This window comes from Enterococcus sp. DIV0008 (assembly GCF_050542615.1).
Lineage (GTDB): Bacteria > Bacillota > Bacilli > Lactobacillales > Enterococcaceae > Enterococcus_D > Enterococcus_D innesii.
In genome coordinates this window covers 2,379,183-2,398,581 of the sequence record NZ_CP172937.1, presented here as the reverse complement: position 1 = coordinate 2,398,581, position 19,399 = coordinate 2,379,183, and the positions used below count along the sequence as shown (strand labels likewise).

Sequence of the window (19,399 nt, the reverse complement as noted above, 5' to 3'; positions counted from 1 at the left end):
CGGCCAGGTGGCTGGGGCAGTTTCCAAACATATCATTTGTCAAATTCCCTCCTTTTGCCTAAGCTAGGGAAGTGAGAAATCAAGGGATGGAAAAACAGGAACCTCTCTTTGATGAAGAATGAATGTAAGGAGTGAAGCATCAATGGAAACACGTGCTGTCGTTATTGAAGCCTATGGTGGAAAAGACCAATTAAAAGAAGCAACGGTCCAATTACCAGAATTAAAAGCAAATCAATTATTAGTCAAAGTTGCCGCAACATCCATCAACCCAATCGATTGGAAATTAAGAGAAGGCTATTTGAAACAAATGTTTCCATGGGACTTCCCAATTATTTTAGGTTGGGATGTCGCAGGGGATATCGTAGAAATAGGTGCTGACGTGACAGAATTCAAAGTTGGTGATGCGATCTATGCCCGCCCTGAAACGACTCGTTTTGGGACGTATGCTGATTACGCCATCGTCGATGCTGAGTTAGCAGCGATCAAACCAGAAAACCAAAACTACGCAGAAGCAGCTGCAGTGCCATTAGCTGGTTTGACTGCTTACCAAGCGTTGTTTGAACACGGTCGTTTAAAAGAAGGGGAAAAAGTCTTGATCCATGCCGGAGCAGGCGGAGTTGGTACCTATGCGATCCAACTAGCAAAAGCAGCTGGCGCTTACGTCATCACGACGGCTAGTCCTCGTAACCATGAGTTATTACAAAAACTTGGTGCCGATGAGATCATCGATTACCACACGACGGATTTTGAAGAAGTCTTGCAAGACATCGATTTGGTCTTTGATACGATGGGGGGCGACACCCAGAAGAAAAGTTTCACTGTCTTGAAACCTAAGGGCCGTCTGATCTCGATTTTGAGTATTGAAGACGAAGGCTTGGCAAAAGAAAAAGACATCTTCGCCAAAGCAATTTGGTTACGAACCAACGGCAAACAATTGGCAGAATTGACAGAGCTGATCGAAGCAGAAAAAGTCAACAGTGTCATCGGTGCAACCTTCCCATTGACAGCACAAGGGATTTACGATGCCCACGCATTGAGTGAGACACACCATGCAGTAGGTAAGATCGTTATTGAAAATCAAGACAATTTCATCAGCCAAGACGCAGAATAAAGGAGGCTGAACCGATGCGCTTATGGCATGAAGCACTGATCCCTGCTTTGCCCCGGCAGCAGCTGTTAGGCCAGCATCGTGAAGCAGCAGCCTTACGGGGGCTTGGCTGGGGCAAGAAGCACGCAACCGTCGATTACGTTTTTACCCATCCGCCCTATAAATTGTTTCAATACCATCAGTTAGTGCTGGATGAAATGACCCGTCGAGGCTATCGGCCAGCACCTGAATGGTACGATCCGGCGTATCGTGGCAAAAATCTGCCGCTGGAATCATCCGTTCAAGCCGTCCCTTTGACTACGCCGATCTATCCAGAACATGATGAAGCATACTTGGAAGAATGCTTAGTGAATCTCCATAGTAAAGGGATCTATCTTTAAAGACCAAACACTTTCCTGAATTTTTGTTCGGGAAAGTGTTTTTTTCGCTTTAAAATCGTTAACTTACAAAAAGTAAGCATATTGTTCGCAACTTTTTTTGTTCCTTGTTATAGTGAGAACAGAGAATCAGTAATGAGAAATGAGGAAAAGAAAATGACCATCAATCACAGAAATCTTGAATTTGGGTTAGATACTTTTGGCGATCTAGCCTTTGATGATACAACGAAAGAACGGATCAGTTACAGCGAATCGTTGCGCAATATCGTAGCGGAAGGAAAATTAGCCGATGAAGTCGGCATCGATGTCATTGCCTTAGGGGAGCACCATCGGGAAGAATATTCGATCTCAAGTCCTGATACGGTACTAGCGGCTTTAGCAATGGTTACCAAAACCATCAAATTAGGTACCGGTGTAACTGTCTTGAGTTCGGATGATCCCGTGCGGGTCTACGAACGGTTCGCGACTGTTGATGCGTTGTCGAACGGTCGCGCACAAATCATGCTGGGACGAGGCTCTTTTACTGAATCATTCCCTCTATTCGGCTATGACTTGCAAGATTATGAAGAACTATTTGAAGAAAAAACAGCAATGTTCAGTGAATTGAGAAAAGGCAAACCATTAACTTGGGAAGGCAAGTTCACGCAATCCTTAAAAAATGCCGACGTTTTTCCAAAAATCGAGGGGCATCAATTAGATACCTATGTGGGTGTCGGTGGAACCCCTGAATCGATCATTCGTGCCGTCCGTTATGGGTTTCCCGTTATGTTAGCGATCATCGGTGGCGAACCCGCTCGTTTTGCGCCCTATGTTGATCTGTATAAAAAGGCAGCACAGCAACTGGGGCAACCGATTTTGCCAATCGGCATGCACTCCCATGGTGTGATCGCCGACACCGATGAAGAAGCCTATGAAATCGGCTGGAACTACATCAAAAAGAGCATGGACAAAATCGGTCTTGATCGCGGCTGGCCAGCCATGAGCAAAGAACGCTTTGACTTTGAAGTCGAACATGGGTCTTACTATGTAGGCAGTCCAGAAACCGTGGCGCAAAAAATTGCCCGTATGATGCCGCAAGTCGGTGTAGAACGCTTTGATCTGGTTTACGGTACTGGCGGCCAGCTGCAAAAAGACCGTTTCAAAACGATTGAATTGTATGGAACCAAAGTGATTCCACGGGTGAAAGAATTGTTGGCAGCAGGTGATGGCAATGCCTAAAACCATCGGTATTTTAGGTGCAGGCAAGTTAGGCTTAGCGCTCGCAAATCTTGGTGCCCAGGCGGGCTATCGGGTCTTGATCGCCAGTACGAAGCCAGCAGAAAAAATCGCCTTGTCCGTTTCTGTGTTGGCTCCGGGAGCGATCGCAAAAAATGCCGCTGAAGTGATGACAGAAGCCCAAACGATCATTTTGGCAATCCCATTGAGTAAGTACCAACAGCTGCCAGCAAAAGCATTGGCTGGCAAGCTAGTGATCGATGCCATGAATTATTGGTGGGAAGTCGATGGCAAAGAGACAGAATACTCATCCATCGAGCAGACTTCTTCGGAACGTGTGCAACGCTATTTTTCCCAAAGTAAAGTAGTCAAAGGATTCAATCATATGGGGTACCACGACATCCAAGAGGAATCCTTGCTGACGAGAACGGCTGCTCAAGGAACTGCCAAAAAAGCCATCGCCATTGCTGGTGATGACCAAACCGCCCTTGATCAGACAGCCGAAATCGTTGCCGCTTTCGGCTTTGATCCCTTTCCTATCGGTGCTTTAGCTAATGGCATCATGTTAGAACCCGGCAGCCCTTTCTTTGGTGCCAATCAAACCAAAGAGGGATTGACGGCATTGATGAAGGAGTTTTGGAGCAGTGAGAAAGGGCAAACGTTTCTGGCGCGTCCTTCCGCTGTGAGTAACAAGCAGCAGGTTCCTCAGTAAAAGAGCCGGCTCCACATACGGCTGGATACGATAAAAACAACCCTCTTCTCAAAAAAGAAGAGGGTTTTTCCCATCCAGTCAAATCAGCACGTGGTCGCTAAAAAATACAATGTGATTGTTACGATTGTGATTCGTAAGCAGTGGTTGTTACGTTTACGTCTCTGCCAGACGTTCCATAGTGTACATATCAGCCTGTACCTGCTTTGTGCTCGCCTTTGACACCCACCCATATTGATTAAAGATCGACCAGCCAGTTGGTTTGTTGGATCTTTCCATCTAATTCTCGCAACTGCTTGGCGGTCGCATTCAATTGCTCCGTTAGCGTTTTTGTATCGATCGTACGCACCAGTCGAATTTCGTTGCGACCCATTCGGGGAGCTGCTTTGGTTTCATCCAGTGCTTGCGTTAGCAGTGCATGCTTGCGGCGCAGCTGTTCTCGCCGTTCTAGTGCTTCCATCAGCAATAACGCACTATCTGCTACAGAGGCAGTCGCATTTTTCCGATTGATGGCTACGACTAATTCTGAATACTGTTGATTGATCTCATCGTATTCCTTGAACAATTCTGTGATACTGCGATCCAAGGTATCGCCTTCTTGGACTAACACACTACTAGAGATCTCGTTGCGCAATTGAAACAGACGATTGTTCAAATCTCGTCTTAAAAGTAACGCTTCTGCTAATTTCATTTTCGGCACACTCCTTTTTACAAATGAGAAGGCTTATCTAGTTCTTATCCTAGAGAAGAACGTGACGAAAGGCAAGCAAGACGCAAAACAAGCTCTGATAGAAAAATCATAAAAAACTGAATATTCGCAATTCTTGTTGACTTCCAAAAACACCAATAGTATACTTTATAACAATCATGAAATAGACAAAAAAACGTCATTTACCATTTTTTTAGATAAAAAGAAAGACGATGAAGAGAAGAGTAGCTTTGGAATCTGTTAGAAGAGAACCCGGATGGTGAGAAAGGGCAGCAGAAAAAAAGTGAAGATGAGCTCTGAGTGATCTGATTTGTTCACGCAAATCAGACGGAAAGCAGCCGTTACCGTGCCAAGTATCTTAGCGTACTGTTGAGGTGCCATTTGTGAGAGTGGTGCGAAAAAGGGTGGTAACACGAAAATCTCGTCCCTTTGTTTGTCAAAGTTGATAAGCAAAGGGATGAGGTTTTTTCTTTTTATCGTTGAATGCGTTTTTGGCTGTCATGAAAAACACTTGCGTTGGTTGCGCAATCACATAGGAGGAAGAATGAAAATGATCTGGAAGAAGCGTTTATTGGTTGCAGCAGGAGTGATTGGGTTGACCCTTTCTGGCTGCACGACAACAGGAAATACTGAGGGATCAGAGGCTGAAACTAACGGAGCGCCGAATCAAGCGATCGCGGTGAGTCTACCAGCTGAGCTGACGACTCTCGATACGACCCAAACGACGGATAAAGCAACGTTTACCATCGTCCAACATTTATTCGAAGGGCTTTACCGTTTCGATGAAAACAGCGAACCAGTTCCAGGCTTGGCAGAAGGAGTCGAAATCAGTGAAGATGGCAAAACCTATACCTTTACCTTGCGAGAGGATGCGAAGTGGAGCAATGGCGAAGCGATCACTTCAGCTGACTTTGCTTATGCGTGGAAAAAGTTAGTCGATCCAGCAACGATGGGACCAAACGCCTATTTGTTGGATAATGTAGTCAATAGTAAAGACATTCGTGAAGGCAATGCAGACGTAGAAACGATTGGTCTGGAAACCCCAGATGATGCGACCTTTATCGTGCAGTTGGAGCAGCCGCAGCCTTCGTTTTTATCCTTGATTTCCATCGGCTGGTTGGCACCGCAAAATCAAGCCTTTGTTGAAGAAAAAGGCGAGACCTATGCCCGTACAAGTGAAGATTTGTTGTATTCTGGTCCCTTTACTTTAACCGATTGGCAACAGACGGGAGATGAGTGGACGCTAGTGAAAAACGACCAATACTACGATGCTGATGTCGTTCAATTGGAGGAAATCAAAGGCTCCACCATCAAAGAAGAAAATACGGGGATCCAATTGTTTGAAAGCGGCGATCTTGATTTGCAAAAAATCAGTGGGATCTATGTTCAACAATATGGAGACAATGAAGAGCTAGTTACGCAAAATGATGTGGCGAACTTTTTCTTAGACTTTAACAAAACCGCCAACGATGCCTTAGCAAATGTTCATGTGCGTAAAGCGATCGCATTGGCGATCGACAAAGAAAGTCTCGTGGATAATGTGTTGAACGATGGCGCGAAAGTTTTAAATGGATTGATCCCTACCGGCTTAGCTGCGAATCCAAATACTGGCGAAGATTTTCGAGCATATAGCGGTGATTATAACCTGTATGATTTAGAGGCTGCCAAGGAAGAGTGGGAAAAAGCCCAAGCCGAAATTGGCGAAAGTACGACGCTGCGTTTATTAGTGACAGATGATGACAATGGTCAAAAAATCGGGGAGTACTTGCAAAGCCAACTGCAAGAAAACTTGCCAGGCTTGTCGATCTCCATCAACAAACAGCCACGTGCCAGCTTGAATCAATCAAGAGCAAATAGTGATTATGAGCTTTCCGTTTCTGGTTGGATCGCTGGAAGCAGTGACATGGATATGTTCTTTATCTTATACAAAACCGGCGCTTCCTTTAACTACGGTGGCTATGTCAATGAAGAATATACGGCGTTGACGGAAGATGCGCGCACCGTTCATGCCAATGACCCCGATCAATATTTTGAAGATTACAAAGCGGCAGAAGAAATTTTGTTGGAACAAGATGCTGCGCAAGTCCCTCTATACCAAAGTGCTTCAAATTATCTAATCAAATCAAAGGTAAAAGACATCCAATTCCCAGCTTATGGCGCGCATTTCTTTTTCCGCACCGCCTATGTGAGTGAATAAGGGAAAAATAGTTGAATGAAACGCGCATGTTTATTCGATGAACATGCGCGTTTTGCAACAAAAAAAGCAGTTCAGAAAGCTGAACTGCTAAATGCGGAAGATGGGAGTTGAACCCACACGAGATAAACTCACACGCGCCTGAAGCGTGCGCGTCTGCCATTCCGCCACTTCCGCATAAGATAAAGATAATCCTTTCTAGGAAGAAATGCAAGTCCAATCTCACAAAAAGGAGCCCGCCAGCGGGGACTGGCGGGATAGGAGTAAAAATGAAAAAGTGTTAGGGTTGTTTGTTGGTATGCATTTATAATAGCGGGAAAATGTGAAAAAAAATTGACGAATCAAACAGAATTCTGAGAAGAAATCGCCAAGAAAAAGTGAAACCATCTAAAACAGTCAGAAGACAAAAAGGAGCCCGCCAGCGGGGACTGGCGGGAAGGAGTAAAAATGAAAAAGTGTTAGGGTTGTTTGTTGGTATGCATTTATAATAGCGTGAAAATGTGAAAAAAAATTGACGAATCAAACAGAATTCTGGGAAGAAATCGCCAAGAAAAAGTGAAACCATCTAAAACAGTCAGAAGACAAAAAGGAGCCCGCCAGCGGGGACTGGCGGGAAGGAGTAAAAATGAAAAAGTGTTAGGGTTGTTTGTTGGTATACAAGTATCATACCGAGAAAATATGAAGAATTTTCGAGCGAAATTCAGGAATTGCGTGAATCTTTTGACAAATTATGCCTTCTGTTTGAATTTTTTCTTAAAAGAGAATTGACAAAAGGCACAAGCTTTGATAATTTAAATGAAACAAAATGCAAACGCGATGAAAAAGAAAGTAGAATCAAGGTAGTTGTCTAGCAGAGAGTTCCGGTAGGTGAGAAGGAACGACAACGAATGATTTGAAAATGACTTTGGAGCGGATTTTCTGACTAATTAGGAAAATACGGTTGCCCCGTTAACAAGCGACAGTCTCCGAGTGTTTTCGGGTACTGAATGAGGTGAAGCCTGTGAAGGTTTTGCAGATTAAGGTGGTACCGCAGGTGATGCCCTTAGCTTTGGCTAAGGGCTTTTTTTGTGTCTGTAGGGTCAGCTGTTTCAAGCGCAGGTTTTGTTAAAAAGGAGAAAGGTTGTTGGGAGGAGAGAAAAATGCACAAATTAGTGGTTCAAACCGATTTTGGTTTGCAAGATGGAGCGGTTAATGCGATGTACGGGGTAGCTTATCAAGTGGCACCGGAGCTGGTCATTGCGGATTTGACTCATGAGATCGAGCCATACAACATTCATGATGCCAGCTATCGTCTGCTGCAAAGCGTCACCTATTGGCCAGCGGGAACGGTCTTTGTTTCAGTGGTGGATCCTGGCGTAGGGTCTGATCGACGAAGCGTGGTTGCCAAGTTGGCGACCGGACAGTTGGTTTTGACGCCAGATAATGGCACCCTAACCTATTTAGCGACTTATATCGGAATCGCTGAACTACGGGTGATCAATGAGGCAACTGAGCGGTTGGCCGGATCAGCCGAAAGCCATACGTTTCATGGTCGGGATGTTTATATGTATAACGCCGCTCGGCTCGCTAGCGGCGCCATCAGTTTTGAAGAGCTAGGAACACCCGAACCTAAAGAAGCGATCCAAGTCTTTGCCATTGAAAAGCCAAGCCAAACAACAGAAACGATCACTGGTACGATCGATATTCTCGATATCCGCTTTGGTTCGTTGTGGACGAATATTCCCCACACGTTCTTTAAGCAATGGCAGGTACAGTACAATGAGCCGCTGCTCGTCAGTATTTATTACCAAGATACGCTGCGTTATCAAGAAGAAGTGCGTTTCGGACGCTCCTTTGCGCAAGTGTCGGAAAATGAACCTGTCTTATATGTCAATTCCCTATTGAATATTGGTTTAGGGCTCAACTTGGCTTCATTTGCTGAAACCTATAAAATCGGGACTGGCACGAATTGGAAAATTACCCTCAAAAAAAGGAGAAATGAAAAATGAATCAATCAAAATTTACAGTAAAACACATTGTTGCAATCGGTATCGGTGCTGCGGTCTTTTTCGTCTTAAAACGTTTCGTCACGATTCCGACGGGTTTCCCAAATACAGATATCGCCACAGCCTATCCTTTCTTGGCGCTATTAGGCGTTGTCTACGGTCCGATCGTGGCTGGTTTAGCGGGCTTTATCGGCCATGCCCTAGGAGATTTGACGACTTATGGTCCATGGTGGTCTTGGATCGCCGCCTCTGGGATCTTAGGGGTGTTCTTTGGACTTTTGACGCGTTGGATTCCAATCCAGCAAGGAACCTTTGGGGCTAAAGAAATTCGGACCTTCTTGATCGGTGAAACGATCGCAAATTTGGTCGTCTGGGTGATCATTGCCCCGATCGGTGATATTTTGATCTATGGCGAACCAGCGAACAAAGTCTTTACGCAAGGAGTCATTGCGGGATTGACCAATGCAGTCGTAACTGGGATAATCGGAGTGATCCTGCTAAAAGCCTATGCCCAAACCAAAACCAAAAAAGGCAGCTTGAGCAAGGAATCCTAACCAAAGAAATGTGTGAAGGCTAAAAAATGAAACAAAAAATCATTCAATTTACGAATTTTTCTTTCCAATATGATGCACAAGCGGAACCCACCTTGAAAAACATCGATCTAACGATCTATGAAGGAGAAAAAGTCCTGATCGTCGGTGCCAGCGGTTCTGGCAAAAGTACATTAGGAAAATGTTTGAACGGTTTAATTCCGCAAAATGACAAAGGCAGTAGTACCGGAGCTTTGACGATCGGTACTAATGATTTTGGACAAGCTTCCGTCTATGAGCTGTCTTTGACCGTCGGCACGGTGCTGCAAGACACCGATAGCCAATTTGTAGGTTTGACCGTAGCAGAAGATATCGTGTTTTCATTGGAAAACGATCAGCGTAGTCAAGCTGTGATGCAGGAGGCGCTGCGCGTTTGGGCTGAAAAGACCGACTTAATGGATCATTTGGCGAAAAAACCGCAGGAATTATCGGGTGGCCAAAAGCAGCGTGTTTCAATGGCAGGTGTTTTGATCGATGAAACACCGATTCTACTGTTTGATGAGCCGCTAGCCAACTTGGATCCGCAAACAGGTGTGGAAGCCATCAAAATGATCGACCAGCTGTATCAAGAGAAGCGTTTTACCACCATCATCATCGAACACCGCTTAGAAGAAGTGTTAGCCGCCGCTGTCGATCGCATCATCGTGATGGAAGAAGGCCGCATCCTTGCCGACAGTACACCGAACGAACTATTAAAAACGGACATGCTGCAGCAAGTCGGCATTCGTGAACCACTGTATTTAGCTGCCTTAAAAAAAGCGGGGGTTCCCGTGACCGACGCTGCTGATTTAGTCGCGGTAGAAGCATTTGCATCATCTGAGATTGCCGAAAAACTGACTCAGTTTCAAGAAAAATTTCCGAAAACGGCACTTCCTAGCCACCAGCCGCCGTTGTTGGAAGCGAAGAATCTATCGTTTTCTTACCAAGTGGGCAAACCAATCTTGCAGGCACTGGATTTTACCATCCATCAAGGAGAAATGATTAGTTTGGTCGGGCATAATGGCGCAGGAAAATCAACCTTGTCCCATTTGATTACCGGCTTTTTGACACCGACTTCTGGCAAGTTGCTTTGGCAAGGAACAGACATGGGCAATGATTCCATCAAAGAACGAGCGCAAAAAATCGGGTATGTTTTGCAAAACAGCAATCAAATGCTGTCAAAAAACTTCCTGTTTGACGAAGTTGCCTTAGGCTTGCGCAACCGAAATGTCCCAGAGGCTGAAATCACAGAAAAAGTTCATCAGACCTTGAAAATTTGTGGTCTTTATCCGTTTCGCTCATGGCCATTGTCGGCACTAAGTCATGGGCAAAAACGCCGAGCCGCCATTGCAGCGATCCTCGTCTTAGATCCTGAACTCATTTTATTGGATGAGCCAACAGCAGGACAAGACTATCGCCATTACACCGAAATGATGCAATTCTTACAGGAGTTGAACCAGCGGGGATTAACGATCGTTATGATCACCCACGATATGCACCTGATGTTGGAGTATACACAGCGGACGATCGTTTTGACGCAAGGAACGATTTTGCTGGACGCACCGCCAGAAGTTGTTTTAGCAGACAAACAAGTGGTGAGTGCCGCGAACCTCAAAGAAACCAGCTTGTACACACTGGCGACCCTTAACCAGCTGACAGATCCCGCCGCTTTTACTGCCGCCTTTATTGCCAGCGAGAAGGAGGGACACGATGGAGAGTAATCTAATCGGCTATCTTGACCGCAAAACGTGGATCCACCAACTAAGCGGTGCCGCAAAACTGATTTGTTTTTTGCTGCTATCCGTTATCGGGATGATCTCTTATGATACGCGTTTTCTTATTGGACTGGCATTGTTTTCGGTCTTTCTATTTGCCAGTGCTGGAATTCGCTACCGAGATATCGCTTTTGTGTTGAAATTTATCATCTTCTTTTCGCTTTTGAATTTGGTGGCGGTCTATCTTTTCGCACCAGAATATGGGGTGGAGATCTACGGTACGCGCCACGTGATTTTTGAAGGGATCGGTCGGTATACATTGACCCAAGAGCAAGTGTTTTATGAGCTGAATCTGTTGATCAAATATTTTGTCACGATTCCCCCAGGGTTGATTTTCCTGTTTACCACCAATCCAAGCGAGTTGGCGTCCAGTATCAACCGCATCGGGATTTCTTACAAGATCGCCTATGCAGTCGCACTGGCTTTGCGTTACATCCCTGATATTCAAGAGGATTTTCGGACCATTGCCAAAGCGCAGCAAGCACGGGGCGTGGAGCTTTCTAAAAAAGCACCTTTGCGCAAACGCGTGACAGGCAATGTCGCGATCGCGATTCCTTTGATTTTTTCCAGCTTGGAACGGATCGACCATATTTCTGCTGCCATGGAGCTAAGAAGGTTTGGCAAGCATAAGCAGCGTACTTGGCTGAAAGCTAAGCCGATCCAAGGCAAAGATCTCTTGGCGATTGCTGTCGTTTGCTTGATCGTGGCGCTCGGATTGTCCTTGATGGTCCTTAATGGCGGACGTTTCTACAATCCGTTTCGTTAACAAATCAACCCATGAAAACTTAAAAAACGGACGCATTGTCAATAATGAAAGTGGGACGGATGATTCAGAATTGATTCATCCGTCCCAGAAATGATCGAGCCAAAAAACGCAGGATAGTCAGTCAATTGACTTTAGCGAGTGCTACATTTGCTAAAGTCAGTTGCTGCTAGGTCTGCGTTTTTTTGCCGATAAAAAAAAGGAGCCCACCAGCGGGGACTGGCGGGATAGGAGTAAAAATGAAAAAGTGTTAGGGTTGTTTGTTGGTATGTATTAATAATAGCGGGAAAATGTGAAAAAAATAGGAAGAGAAAGCAATAGAAGTGTGTCAATCTGTTGATGATTTTCGTAAAACATTCCAGCGGAAGCCTTTTAGATCTTTGATTGACGGAAACACGAAATAAGGCTACACTGATGGCATCAAAGCAGTACAAGGAGGGGACAGGATGGATGCCATTACGATCAACGGACTAAGCAAACAATACAACAAGAAGTACGCCATCGAGAATGTATCATTGCAAGTGGCAGAAGGAGAGATTTTTGGCTTTATCGGACCAAATGGTGCGGGAAAATCAACGACCATCAAAGTATTGTTGAATTTTATCAAACCAGATGCAGGACAGGCGGCGATTTTTGGACGAGATTGCCAACAAGCAGCCAAAGAAATCAAAACGTTTACTGGATATGTTTCCAGTGATGTACGGTTTTATTCAAAAATGACGACAGCAGAATTGCTGGCATTTACGGCAGATTTTCATCAAGTCAAGCATCCAAAAAAAGAGATTCAGGAGTTGATGGAACTTTTTCAAATTGATCCAAACAAATCGATCGCAGAACTTTCTTTGGGCAACAAGAAAAAAGTCGGGCTTGCGAGCGCCTTGATTGCACAACCGAGAATGTTGATTTTAGATGAGCCGACCAATGGCTTAGATCCCTTGATCCAAAAACGGCTGTTTGAAGAGCTTCTCAGAAGAAACAAACAGGGGATGACGATTTTTCTATCCAGTCATGATCTGCATGAAATTCAGAGCTATGCCCACCGGACCGCCTTTATTCGTGAAGGACAGATCATCACCGTGAAAGAACTGAGTGAGGAAGAAAATTTCGGCAAAGTTGTAACGCTCACGAATGAGGACAGTATCTCATTAGTCGGCTTGGAAAACGTACAAGTTCTTGCTCAGGAATCACACAGCTTGCGTTTTTTCTATCAAGGAGACATGAATCAGCTGGCACATTTTCTAACCAATCCTGCCATTAAAGAGTTCACGATCGAACACCCAACCCTTGAACAGCAATTTATGCTGCTCTATGAAGGAGGTTCTCAAAAATGACTTTAATGAAAATCGACCTTAAAAATACCTTCAAAGGCTGGCTAGTCTGGACGATCATTTTTGCAGGAATCATTTTTGGATTTACGGCTATCTATCCTCAAATGATCACGCCAGAAATGAAAACGTCCTTAGACCAGATGTTGGGCTCTTTCAGCCCAGAATTACTAGGCATCTTTAACATCCAACTGACAGGACCTTCAAGCTTGGTTTCACCGACAGGCTTTTTCGGGTACTACTTTCAATACTTATTTATCGCCGCATGTATTTATGGGATGCTTTTAGGCTTGAACAGTCTGATCACTGAAGAATCAGAAGGAACGATCGAGTATTTATATGCTCAGCCTATTAGCCGCAGAGAAATCGTTGGGTGGAAGTTCCTCGCCCGATTGTTGCTGCTGACTGGCTTTTGGCTGATTGCCTATGGCAGTAGTCTGGCCTCGTTTGCTCTATTCAAACTACCAGGAGATGACCTGTCCGCTTTTATAGAAGAAATTAGCAAAATCTTCGTTGCCGAGTACGGTGTCTTAGTTTTCTTCCTCTGTCTAGGTTTCTTTTTATCCACGATCTTGCGTTCCAGCAAACAAACAGCCAGCGTCGGCTTAGGCTGCGTGTTCGGTCTGTATTTGCTCGGCATCGTGGGGGAACTCTACGATAAATTGGAGTGGCTGGCAGGACTTTCACCTGTGCGGATGGCATTACCCGTCCAACTCATGGATAACGGCGCCACATCAGTCCTATGGGTACTGCTGATCAGTATCATCTGTTTCTTTGGCACCTTTTACCGTTATGAGCGCAAAGACTTGCAGGTCTGAGCACATCCAATCAAAACCCAAAAAAAGAGCCTGTCAGCGGGGACTGACAGGCAAAGGAGTAAAAATGAAAAAGTGTTAGGGTTGTTTGTTAGTATGCTTATATAATAGTCTCGAAATGTGAAAAAAGTATGACGAAGCAGGCACGTTTTTGCGAAAAAATCATTGCGAAAGTTAAGAAAGCGTAAAGCGCCCCTTCACCAAAAGCCTTGAAGGGACACCTAGAACCTAAAAACACTCCGAAGCAGCATGAAACGCCTGCTGCTTCGGAGTGTTTTTTAGTTGAAGCTACTTGCTCAAATCAAGGCTATCGACATTGAAGGTGTCGCCATGTGCTAAGTCACCATAACGATAACCACGGTTAAACCAGTCCACGCGCTGCTGCGATGTGCCGTGCGTAAAACTATCTGGAACAACATAGCCTTGGTATTCTTTTTGCAGCGTATCATCCCCGATGGCATTGGCAGCCGTGATCGCTTCTTGAATGTCGCCAGCTTCTAAGATCGGTTGTCCTTGATAGGTTTCACCTTGCAAATATTTCGCAAAAGTACCAGCTAAGTAGTCAGCTTGCAGTTCCAAACGAACGCTGTACTGATTGTATTCCTTCTCTGAAACTTGCTGGCGGATTTTGTCCAATTGTTGGGTGATCCCCAGCTCATTTTGCACATGATGACCGACTTCATGGGCGATGACATAGGCCATTGCGAAGTCGCCGCTTACGCCATATTTATCGGAAAGCTCATTGGCAAAGCTCAGATCAAGGTACACATTCTCATCTGCTGGGCAATAAAACGGACCAACCTGTGACGTGGCATAGCCGCATGCCGACTGCACACTTCCCGTAAATAATACGAGTGTCGGGTCTTGATAGGTTTCTTGCCGCTCTTGAAAAACGTCTTGCCAATAATCTTCTAAATAGCCGAACACGACTGCGGAAAATTCTTTTTCCTCCGTGTACTCACTGGTGCCCACATTTTCTGTCTGGTAATTGGCTGCTTGACCGCTGCCACCTAAGACATCCGGCAGCGAACTTAAATCACCACCGCTAAACAGGAAAAATAAAACAGCGATGATCACCGTACCGATCCCGCCACCAGCAGCCAACATCCCGCCTGAGCCAGATGATCGCCCCGTTCGATCATCGACATTTCTGCTTTGTCTACCCCCACGCCATTTCATGTTATCTCCTCCTATATAAATCCTAGCTTAATTATAAGAGAAAGGCGGCAGATTGTGAAAAAAAGCGCCTTGAAATTGTTATAAAATGCCTGCAGGAGGCTTGAAAATCAAAGTGTACACTCCTTTTAATCATTCTTTAATCTAACAATTAGCCTTCTAATTTGGTACAGTAGCAATAAAATAGATGTAGAGGGTGAGCGTATGAAAATGAATTATTCGGGGACATCGGAACGAAGGATTTTGATTTTTAAGCGGTTGATTGCTGGCGAGCATCTCAGCTATCAGCAGTTAGCAGAGGATTATTTCGTTTCCCGCAGCAGTATTGCCAAAGATATTTCTTATTTAAAAGAGCTGTTTCAAAAAGAAAGCTTACGTCTGAGATTTGATAATTCAGGTACATTTTTTGAAGCAAGTGAATCCCAGATCCATCGGGTGCTCAAACGCTTTTGCTTAATGATGCTGGATCAACCAGCGGCGTTTTCCTTGTTGGTGGAACCTGCGAAATACCAGGAAGTAAATCAGGCCTTTCGTCGAGCGTTAATGGAAAAACAAGTGGAAATGCCCGACAGCTATATCCAAAGTATTGTCCTTTCCATCGTGCTGCTGATCGAACGGGCAAGTCATGCGGAAAACTTAGTGATTGAAGAAAATCGCCAAGTGGGGAAGCTGTTTTTGGAGTTCGACAAATATCCGTTAGTCTATGAGCTACTGAAAGAAATCGAAGAACAGCACATTTATCAATTTTCACCAAAAGAAGTGCAATATCTAACCTACCTGATCGTCGGTAGCGGCTTGAAATTTTTTATGAAAAGTGAAAAAGTTCCTTTCGTCTTTCGGGGAAAAGTGCGCAACTTGATTCAAAAAATCAGCGAAGGCTTAGGCACCGACTTGACCCAAGACAATCGATTGGAAGAAGATGTGACGATCCATCTGTATCAACTACTGCTGCGGATCGAAGCGCAAACCACAGTCATCAACCCTTTGTTAGAAGAAATCAAACAAAACTATCCTGCCTTGTATGGCGTGGTCTGGTTCTCGCTTCATGATTTCTTGAAAGCGTATCAAGTGGGGATCTCTGATGATGAGATCGGATTTGTCACAATCCATTTTCAAGCAGCAATCGAGCGAATGCGCCGCATGAACAAAATCATTTTTGTCTGTCCCAATGGCGTCGGCACTAGCTCATTTGTCTCTGCGAAAATTCGTCGCATTCTACCTGAGATCGACAGTATCGAAACCGTTTCAGTAGAAAAATTAAAGCAGATGGACATTTCGGCAATCGATTTTATTATTTCAACCATCGATCTCGTAGGGATTCAAAAACCTGTGGTACGGATCTCGCCTATGGTGACCAATCGCGACATGAAGCGGATCATGAATCACTACATCGATTTAGTCATCGATAATGAGGCGGTGGTCGATCAAAATGGTTTACTTCTTCAAGCCCAATCGATGATCCAGCCAACCGTCTTTTTCGAGCGATTTGCCAGCAAAACAGAAGCCATCAATTTTTTGATCGAACAAATCCCTTTTAGTGATGAAAAACGAAAAGCGCAGTTTCGGCAATCCGTCATTGAAAGAGAGCAGCTACAATCAACCTATTTAGATAATGGCTTTGCCATCCCTCATGGCAATCCGAATTATGTCGAAAAAACAGCGATCTCGATTTTGCTTTTGGATCAGCCAGTAGAATGGGGCAACCAAAAAGCCGACATCATTATTTTATTGATGATCCGAGAGGATGAGACGCAAAAGGTGGAACCAATGATGAAATTGATCATGCAAGGAATCGAAAACAAAGAATGGTTCCTATCAAAAATGTTGGAGGTTAAATCAGAATGAAAGTGAAGGATTATTTGCCTGAAAAGCATATACAAACGGATGAGACAGTGGCAGATTGGCGCTTAGCCGTAAAATTAGCTAGCCAGCCCTTGCTGGATGAAGCGCTGATCACGTCAGAATACATCGAAGCGATGATTCAAAGCGTGGAAGAAAATGGTCCTTACATGGTGTTGGCGGATTACTTTGCGCTGATGCATGCCCGTCCTGGAGAAGGGGTTTTGGAGCAAAGTATGAGCCTTTTAGTAACGAAACAGCCCATCGATCTTGAGGGGAAACCGGTGCGGATATTTCTTGTCTTAGCCGCCGCAGATAGTGAAAGCCATCTAGAAAGCTTGAAAGAGATCATGGCGATCTTTATGGATGAAGAAAAATACAACGTGATATTAAACGGCGATCGGGAACAAATTTGTCAATTATTCCAATAGGAGGAAAAGGATATGAAAATTTTAGCAGTATGTGGATTTGGTGTAGGAAGCTCAATGGTATTGAAGATGACGATCGATAAGGTGATCAAAGAGTTAGGGTTGACGGCAACTGCCGAGAATACTGATTTATCAACAGCAAAAGCGACACCAGCAGATGTTTATTTTACGAGTAATGAATTATTGAATGAGTTAAAAGCATCCGTTAAAGCACCCGTTTATCCAATCAAAAAGTATATGGATAAAGAAGAAGTCAAACAGCAAATGGAAAAATTTTTAGCTGAAAGAGAGGGATAAGCATGAATTTTGTTACGGATTATATTTTAAAAAATCCGCCAGTCCTACTGGGGATCATTGCCATGATTGGGTTATTGGTACAAAGAAAACCTTTTGCAGAAGTCGTCAAAGGAACCTTAACAGCTTCCTTCGGGATGGTGGCATTGACGGCTGGGGTAAATATGTTGGTGGGAACGATCGCACCGATCAATGCTGCGGTTCAAACCCAATTAGGCGTTGCTGTGTCAGATGGACTCTCTGACATCACCTTTACGGCAGAATACGGCGGAACAGTTGGTTTAGCGATGTTTTTCGGACTTGTCATTCATTTATTGATTGCTCGCTTTACACCTGTGAAGACGATTTTCCTCACCGGCCACATGTTGTGGTGGTTCCCATTCGTCATCGTCGCTGGGGGCGTTGAAGGCGGACTTACCGGAATCCCACTGTTGATCTTAGGGGCGGTTCTATCTGCTTGTTACTGGTCATTCATGCCATGGATCATGCGGAAATATGTTTGGGATGCCACAGGCGATGATTCATTTTTGATCGGTCATCCAACGGGAATCTTGTCATTGGTTTCAGGCTTTGTTGCAAAACGGGTCGGAAACAAAGAAAAATCGACGGAAGATTTGAAAGTGCCAGAAAATCTCTCGTTTTTCCGTGAAATATCGATTACTGGCGCATTAGTGATGTTTTTGATGAATATCGTTATCGGTTTGATTGCGCCCGTATTAGTTCCTGAAGGGGGCAACTTGGTGATGTTTGCGGTTGATGCTGGCTTGAATTTCGGTGCAGGACTATTGATCATGTTGTATGGGGTACGTCTATTGATCAACCAAATCATTCCAGCCTTTCAAGGGATCGCAGAAAAAGTCGTTCCAGGAGCAAAACCAGCTTTTGATGTGCCAATCTTGTTTAACTACCGCCCAAATGCTGTAATCATCGGCTTTATCGTGGCGATGATCACCTCAACGATTTTAGTGGTCATTGCCAATACCACCAACGTCTTTGGCATTTTGATCGTTCCTTTAGTCATCACCAGCTTCTTTGAATGTGGCGGTGCTGCGGTGATCGGCGAAGGACAAGGGGGCTTGCGAGGGGCCATTATTGGTACGATCACAGCTTCTGTCGTTATGGTAGCACTCGTTGGGGTCTCTGCAGCGTTGTTCTCAACGACGATTCAAAACTGGATCTTGATTTTCGGTGGGAACGATTTATCTCTATGGGGCATCCTTGGTGAATTGATCGGCAAGCTGTTTGGAGGGTTTTAAATGTTTCAATACTTTGAAAAAGCAAAAGAACTATTGTCTATTGTAGAAGAAAAAGAAGCACCAGCGATTGAGCAAGCCATTGAATTGTTGACGCAAGCCAACTTGACCAAAAAAGCCATCTACATTTTTGGCGCAAGTCACGCTGGGATCTTAGCCGAAGAGATGTATTATCGAGCAGGTGGCATGATGACCATCAACGCGATCTTTGGAAGAGAACTGATGCTTGATCGCAGCCCAATCACCTTCACTAGTAAAATGGAGCGCTTAGAAGGCTACGGTAGGGCCTTGGCGGCGACCCAGCCCTTTACAGCAGGCGATGTGCTGATCTTGCATTCGGTGTCTGGGCGAAACCCAGTTATCATCGATATGGCGCTTCATGCTAAAGAAAAAGGGGTCAAGATCCTCGCATTAACGAACCTTACCTATTCGAAAACAGTCAGCAGCCGTCATACATCAGGCTTGCGTTTGTTTGAAACGGCGGATATCGTCATCGACAATCATGGCGAGATTGGCGATGCTGCGTGTACGATTCCTGACGTGGAACAAAAAGTCGGGCCTACATCCACCGTAGTCGGCGCAACGATCTTAAATGCGATCATCGTTGAAGTTTGCCAAAAACTAAAAGAAGCCGGTGTCGCCTATCCGCCGATTTTTTACTCAGCAAACCTAGACGGCGGGGATGAATTGAACCAGTCCCTGTTTGAAAAGTACCAAGAGGCGATCCATTATCAGCTGTGACTGTATAAGTAACTTATCTTTTTATTAGAACGATCAGAACGAAAAATTTGAAAACTACTAATAGAACGAATTTTCTTGAGGGAAACAATTCGTAAATGTAGGGATCAAATCTCGTTCAGATCGT

The 19,399-nt window shown here is 44.7% G+C and carries 18 protein-coding genes, 1 tRNA gene and 1 other annotated feature; of the genes, 16 read left to right on the top strand and 3 right to left on the bottom strand.

The features are described from left to right. Positions 1-142: 142 nt before the first annotated feature. The 4 genes from IGI84_RS11340 (at position 143) to IGI84_RS11325 (ending at position 3,412) form a co-directional block, all read left to right on the top strand. Positions 143-1,111, top strand: a complete 969-nt coding sequence (locus IGI84_RS11340) for an NADP-dependent oxidoreductase (protein ID WP_220426872.1) — start codon at positions 143-145, stop codon at positions 1,109-1,111. Between the two features lie 14 nt (positions 1,112-1,125). Then, entirely contained in the window at positions 1,126-1,488 is a 363-nt protein-coding gene (locus tag IGI84_RS11335; protein ID WP_077452843.1) for a TIGR02328 family protein, read from the top strand. Between the two features lie 153 nt (positions 1,489-1,641). After that, on the top strand, positions 1,642-2,703 hold the full coding sequence (locus IGI84_RS11330) for an LLM class flavin-dependent oxidoreductase (RefSeq protein ID WP_015509212.1): 1,062 nt from the start codon (positions 1,642-1,644) through the stop codon (positions 2,701-2,703). Then, on the top strand, positions 2,696-3,412 hold the full coding sequence (locus IGI84_RS11325) for an NADPH-dependent F420 reductase (protein WP_077452842.1): 717 nt from the start codon (positions 2,696-2,698) through the stop codon (positions 3,410-3,412). The genes IGI84_RS11330 and IGI84_RS11325 overlap by 8 nt, the downstream gene beginning before the upstream one ends. Before the next feature lie 235 nt (positions 3,413-3,647). Here the strand turns inward: IGI84_RS11325 and IGI84_RS11320 are convergent, their stop codons facing one another. Next, the gene (locus IGI84_RS11320; RefSeq protein WP_077452841.1) at positions 3,648-4,100 is read right to left on the bottom strand and encodes a DIP1984 family protein; all 453 of its coding nucleotides are present in this window, start codon (positions 4,098-4,100) and stop codon (positions 3,648-3,650) included. 562 nt (positions 4,101-4,662) lie between these two features. On the opposite strand from IGI84_RS11320, the gene IGI84_RS11315 reads away from it, so the two are divergent. Next, positions 4,663-6,315 carry a peptide ABC transporter substrate-binding protein gene (locus IGI84_RS11315; RefSeq protein ID WP_077452840.1) on the top strand — a complete coding sequence of 551 codons (1,653 nt, stop codon included), beginning with the start codon at positions 4,663-4,665 and terminating at the stop codon, positions 6,313-6,315. A 92-nt stretch (positions 6,316-6,407) separates the two neighbouring features. On the opposite strand, the gene IGI84_RS11310 is transcribed toward IGI84_RS11315, so the two are convergent. Further along, positions 6,408-6,489 (bottom strand) — tRNA-Leu (locus tag IGI84_RS11310). A gap of 630 nt (positions 6,490-7,119) precedes the next feature. Further along, positions 7,120-7,359, top strand: a binding site (T-box leader). Between the two features lie 92 nt (positions 7,360-7,451). Here IGI84_RS11310 and IGI84_RS11305 point away from each other — a divergent pair. From IGI84_RS11305 to IGI84_RS11280, 6 genes are all read left to right on the top strand, one after another. Next, the gene (locus tag IGI84_RS11305; protein ID WP_220426871.1) at positions 7,452-8,300 is read left to right on the top strand and encodes an SAM hydrolase/SAM-dependent halogenase family protein; all 849 of its coding nucleotides are present in this window, start codon (positions 7,452-7,454) and stop codon (positions 8,298-8,300) included. After that, the gene (locus IGI84_RS11300; protein WP_005225401.1) at positions 8,297-8,851 is read left to right on the top strand and encodes an ECF-type riboflavin transporter substrate-binding protein; all 555 of its coding nucleotides are present in this window, start codon (positions 8,297-8,299) and stop codon (positions 8,849-8,851) included. Before IGI84_RS11305 ends, IGI84_RS11300 begins: the two co-directional genes overlap by 4 nt. Before the next feature lie 26 nt (positions 8,852-8,877). After that, a complete protein-coding gene (locus IGI84_RS11295; RefSeq protein WP_220426870.1) occupies positions 8,878-10,587 on the top strand; it encodes an ABC transporter ATP-binding protein in 1,710 nt (569 codons plus the stop codon). Further along, positions 10,577-11,407 (top strand): energy-coupling factor transporter transmembrane component T, encoded by an 831-nt coding sequence (locus IGI84_RS11290; RefSeq protein WP_220426869.1) that lies wholly within the window; start codon positions 10,577-10,579, stop codon positions 11,405-11,407. The genes IGI84_RS11295 and IGI84_RS11290 overlap by 11 nt, the downstream gene beginning before the upstream one ends. Positions 11,408-11,850: 443 nt before the next feature. Further along, a complete protein-coding gene (locus IGI84_RS11285) occupies positions 11,851-12,735 on the top strand; it encodes an ABC transporter ATP-binding protein (RefSeq protein ID WP_220426868.1) in 885 nt (294 codons plus the stop codon). Continuing rightward, a complete protein-coding gene (locus tag IGI84_RS11280; RefSeq protein WP_430600393.1) occupies positions 12,732-13,547 on the top strand; it encodes an ABC transporter permease subunit in 816 nt (271 codons plus the stop codon). The genes IGI84_RS11285 and IGI84_RS11280 overlap by 4 nt, the downstream gene beginning before the upstream one ends. 285 nt (positions 13,548-13,832) lie before the next feature. Here IGI84_RS11280 and ypfJ read toward each other — a convergent pair whose 3' ends face one another. Continuing rightward, entirely contained in the window at positions 13,833-14,723 is an 891-nt protein-coding gene (ypfJ, locus tag IGI84_RS11275; protein ID WP_220426866.1) for a KPN_02809 family neutral zinc metallopeptidase, read from the bottom strand. A gap of 201 nt (positions 14,724-14,924) precedes the next feature. On the opposite strand from ypfJ, the gene IGI84_RS11270 reads away from it, so the two are divergent. From IGI84_RS11270 to IGI84_RS11250, 5 genes are read left to right on the top strand one after another with little or no spacing between them, the layout of a single operon-like run. Continuing rightward, the gene (locus IGI84_RS11270) at positions 14,925-16,565 is read left to right on the top strand and encodes a BglG family transcription antiterminator (RefSeq protein WP_140965795.1); all 1,641 of its coding nucleotides are present in this window, start codon (positions 14,925-14,927) and stop codon (positions 16,563-16,565) included. After that, complete coding sequence (locus IGI84_RS11265; protein WP_096741496.1) at positions 16,562-16,990, top strand: PTS sugar transporter subunit IIA; 429 nt, start codon at positions 16,562-16,564, stop codon at positions 16,988-16,990. The genes IGI84_RS11270 and IGI84_RS11265 overlap by 4 nt, the downstream gene beginning before the upstream one ends. A gap of 12 nt (positions 16,991-17,002) precedes the next feature. Further along, on the top strand, positions 17,003-17,284 hold the full coding sequence (locus tag IGI84_RS11260; protein ID WP_005225413.1) for a PTS sugar transporter subunit IIB: 282 nt from the start codon (positions 17,003-17,005) through the stop codon (positions 17,282-17,284). Positions 17,285-17,286: 2 nt separating this feature from the next. Next, positions 17,287-18,537, top strand: coding sequence for a PTS ascorbate transporter subunit IIC (locus IGI84_RS11255; RefSeq protein WP_430600392.1), 1,251 nt, complete (start codon positions 17,287-17,289; stop codon positions 18,535-18,537). Beyond that, positions 18,538-19,275, top strand: a complete 738-nt coding sequence (locus tag IGI84_RS11250; RefSeq protein ID WP_220426865.1) for an SIS domain-containing protein — start codon at positions 18,538-18,540, stop codon at positions 19,273-19,275. Positions 19,276-19,399: the final 124 nt, after the last annotated feature.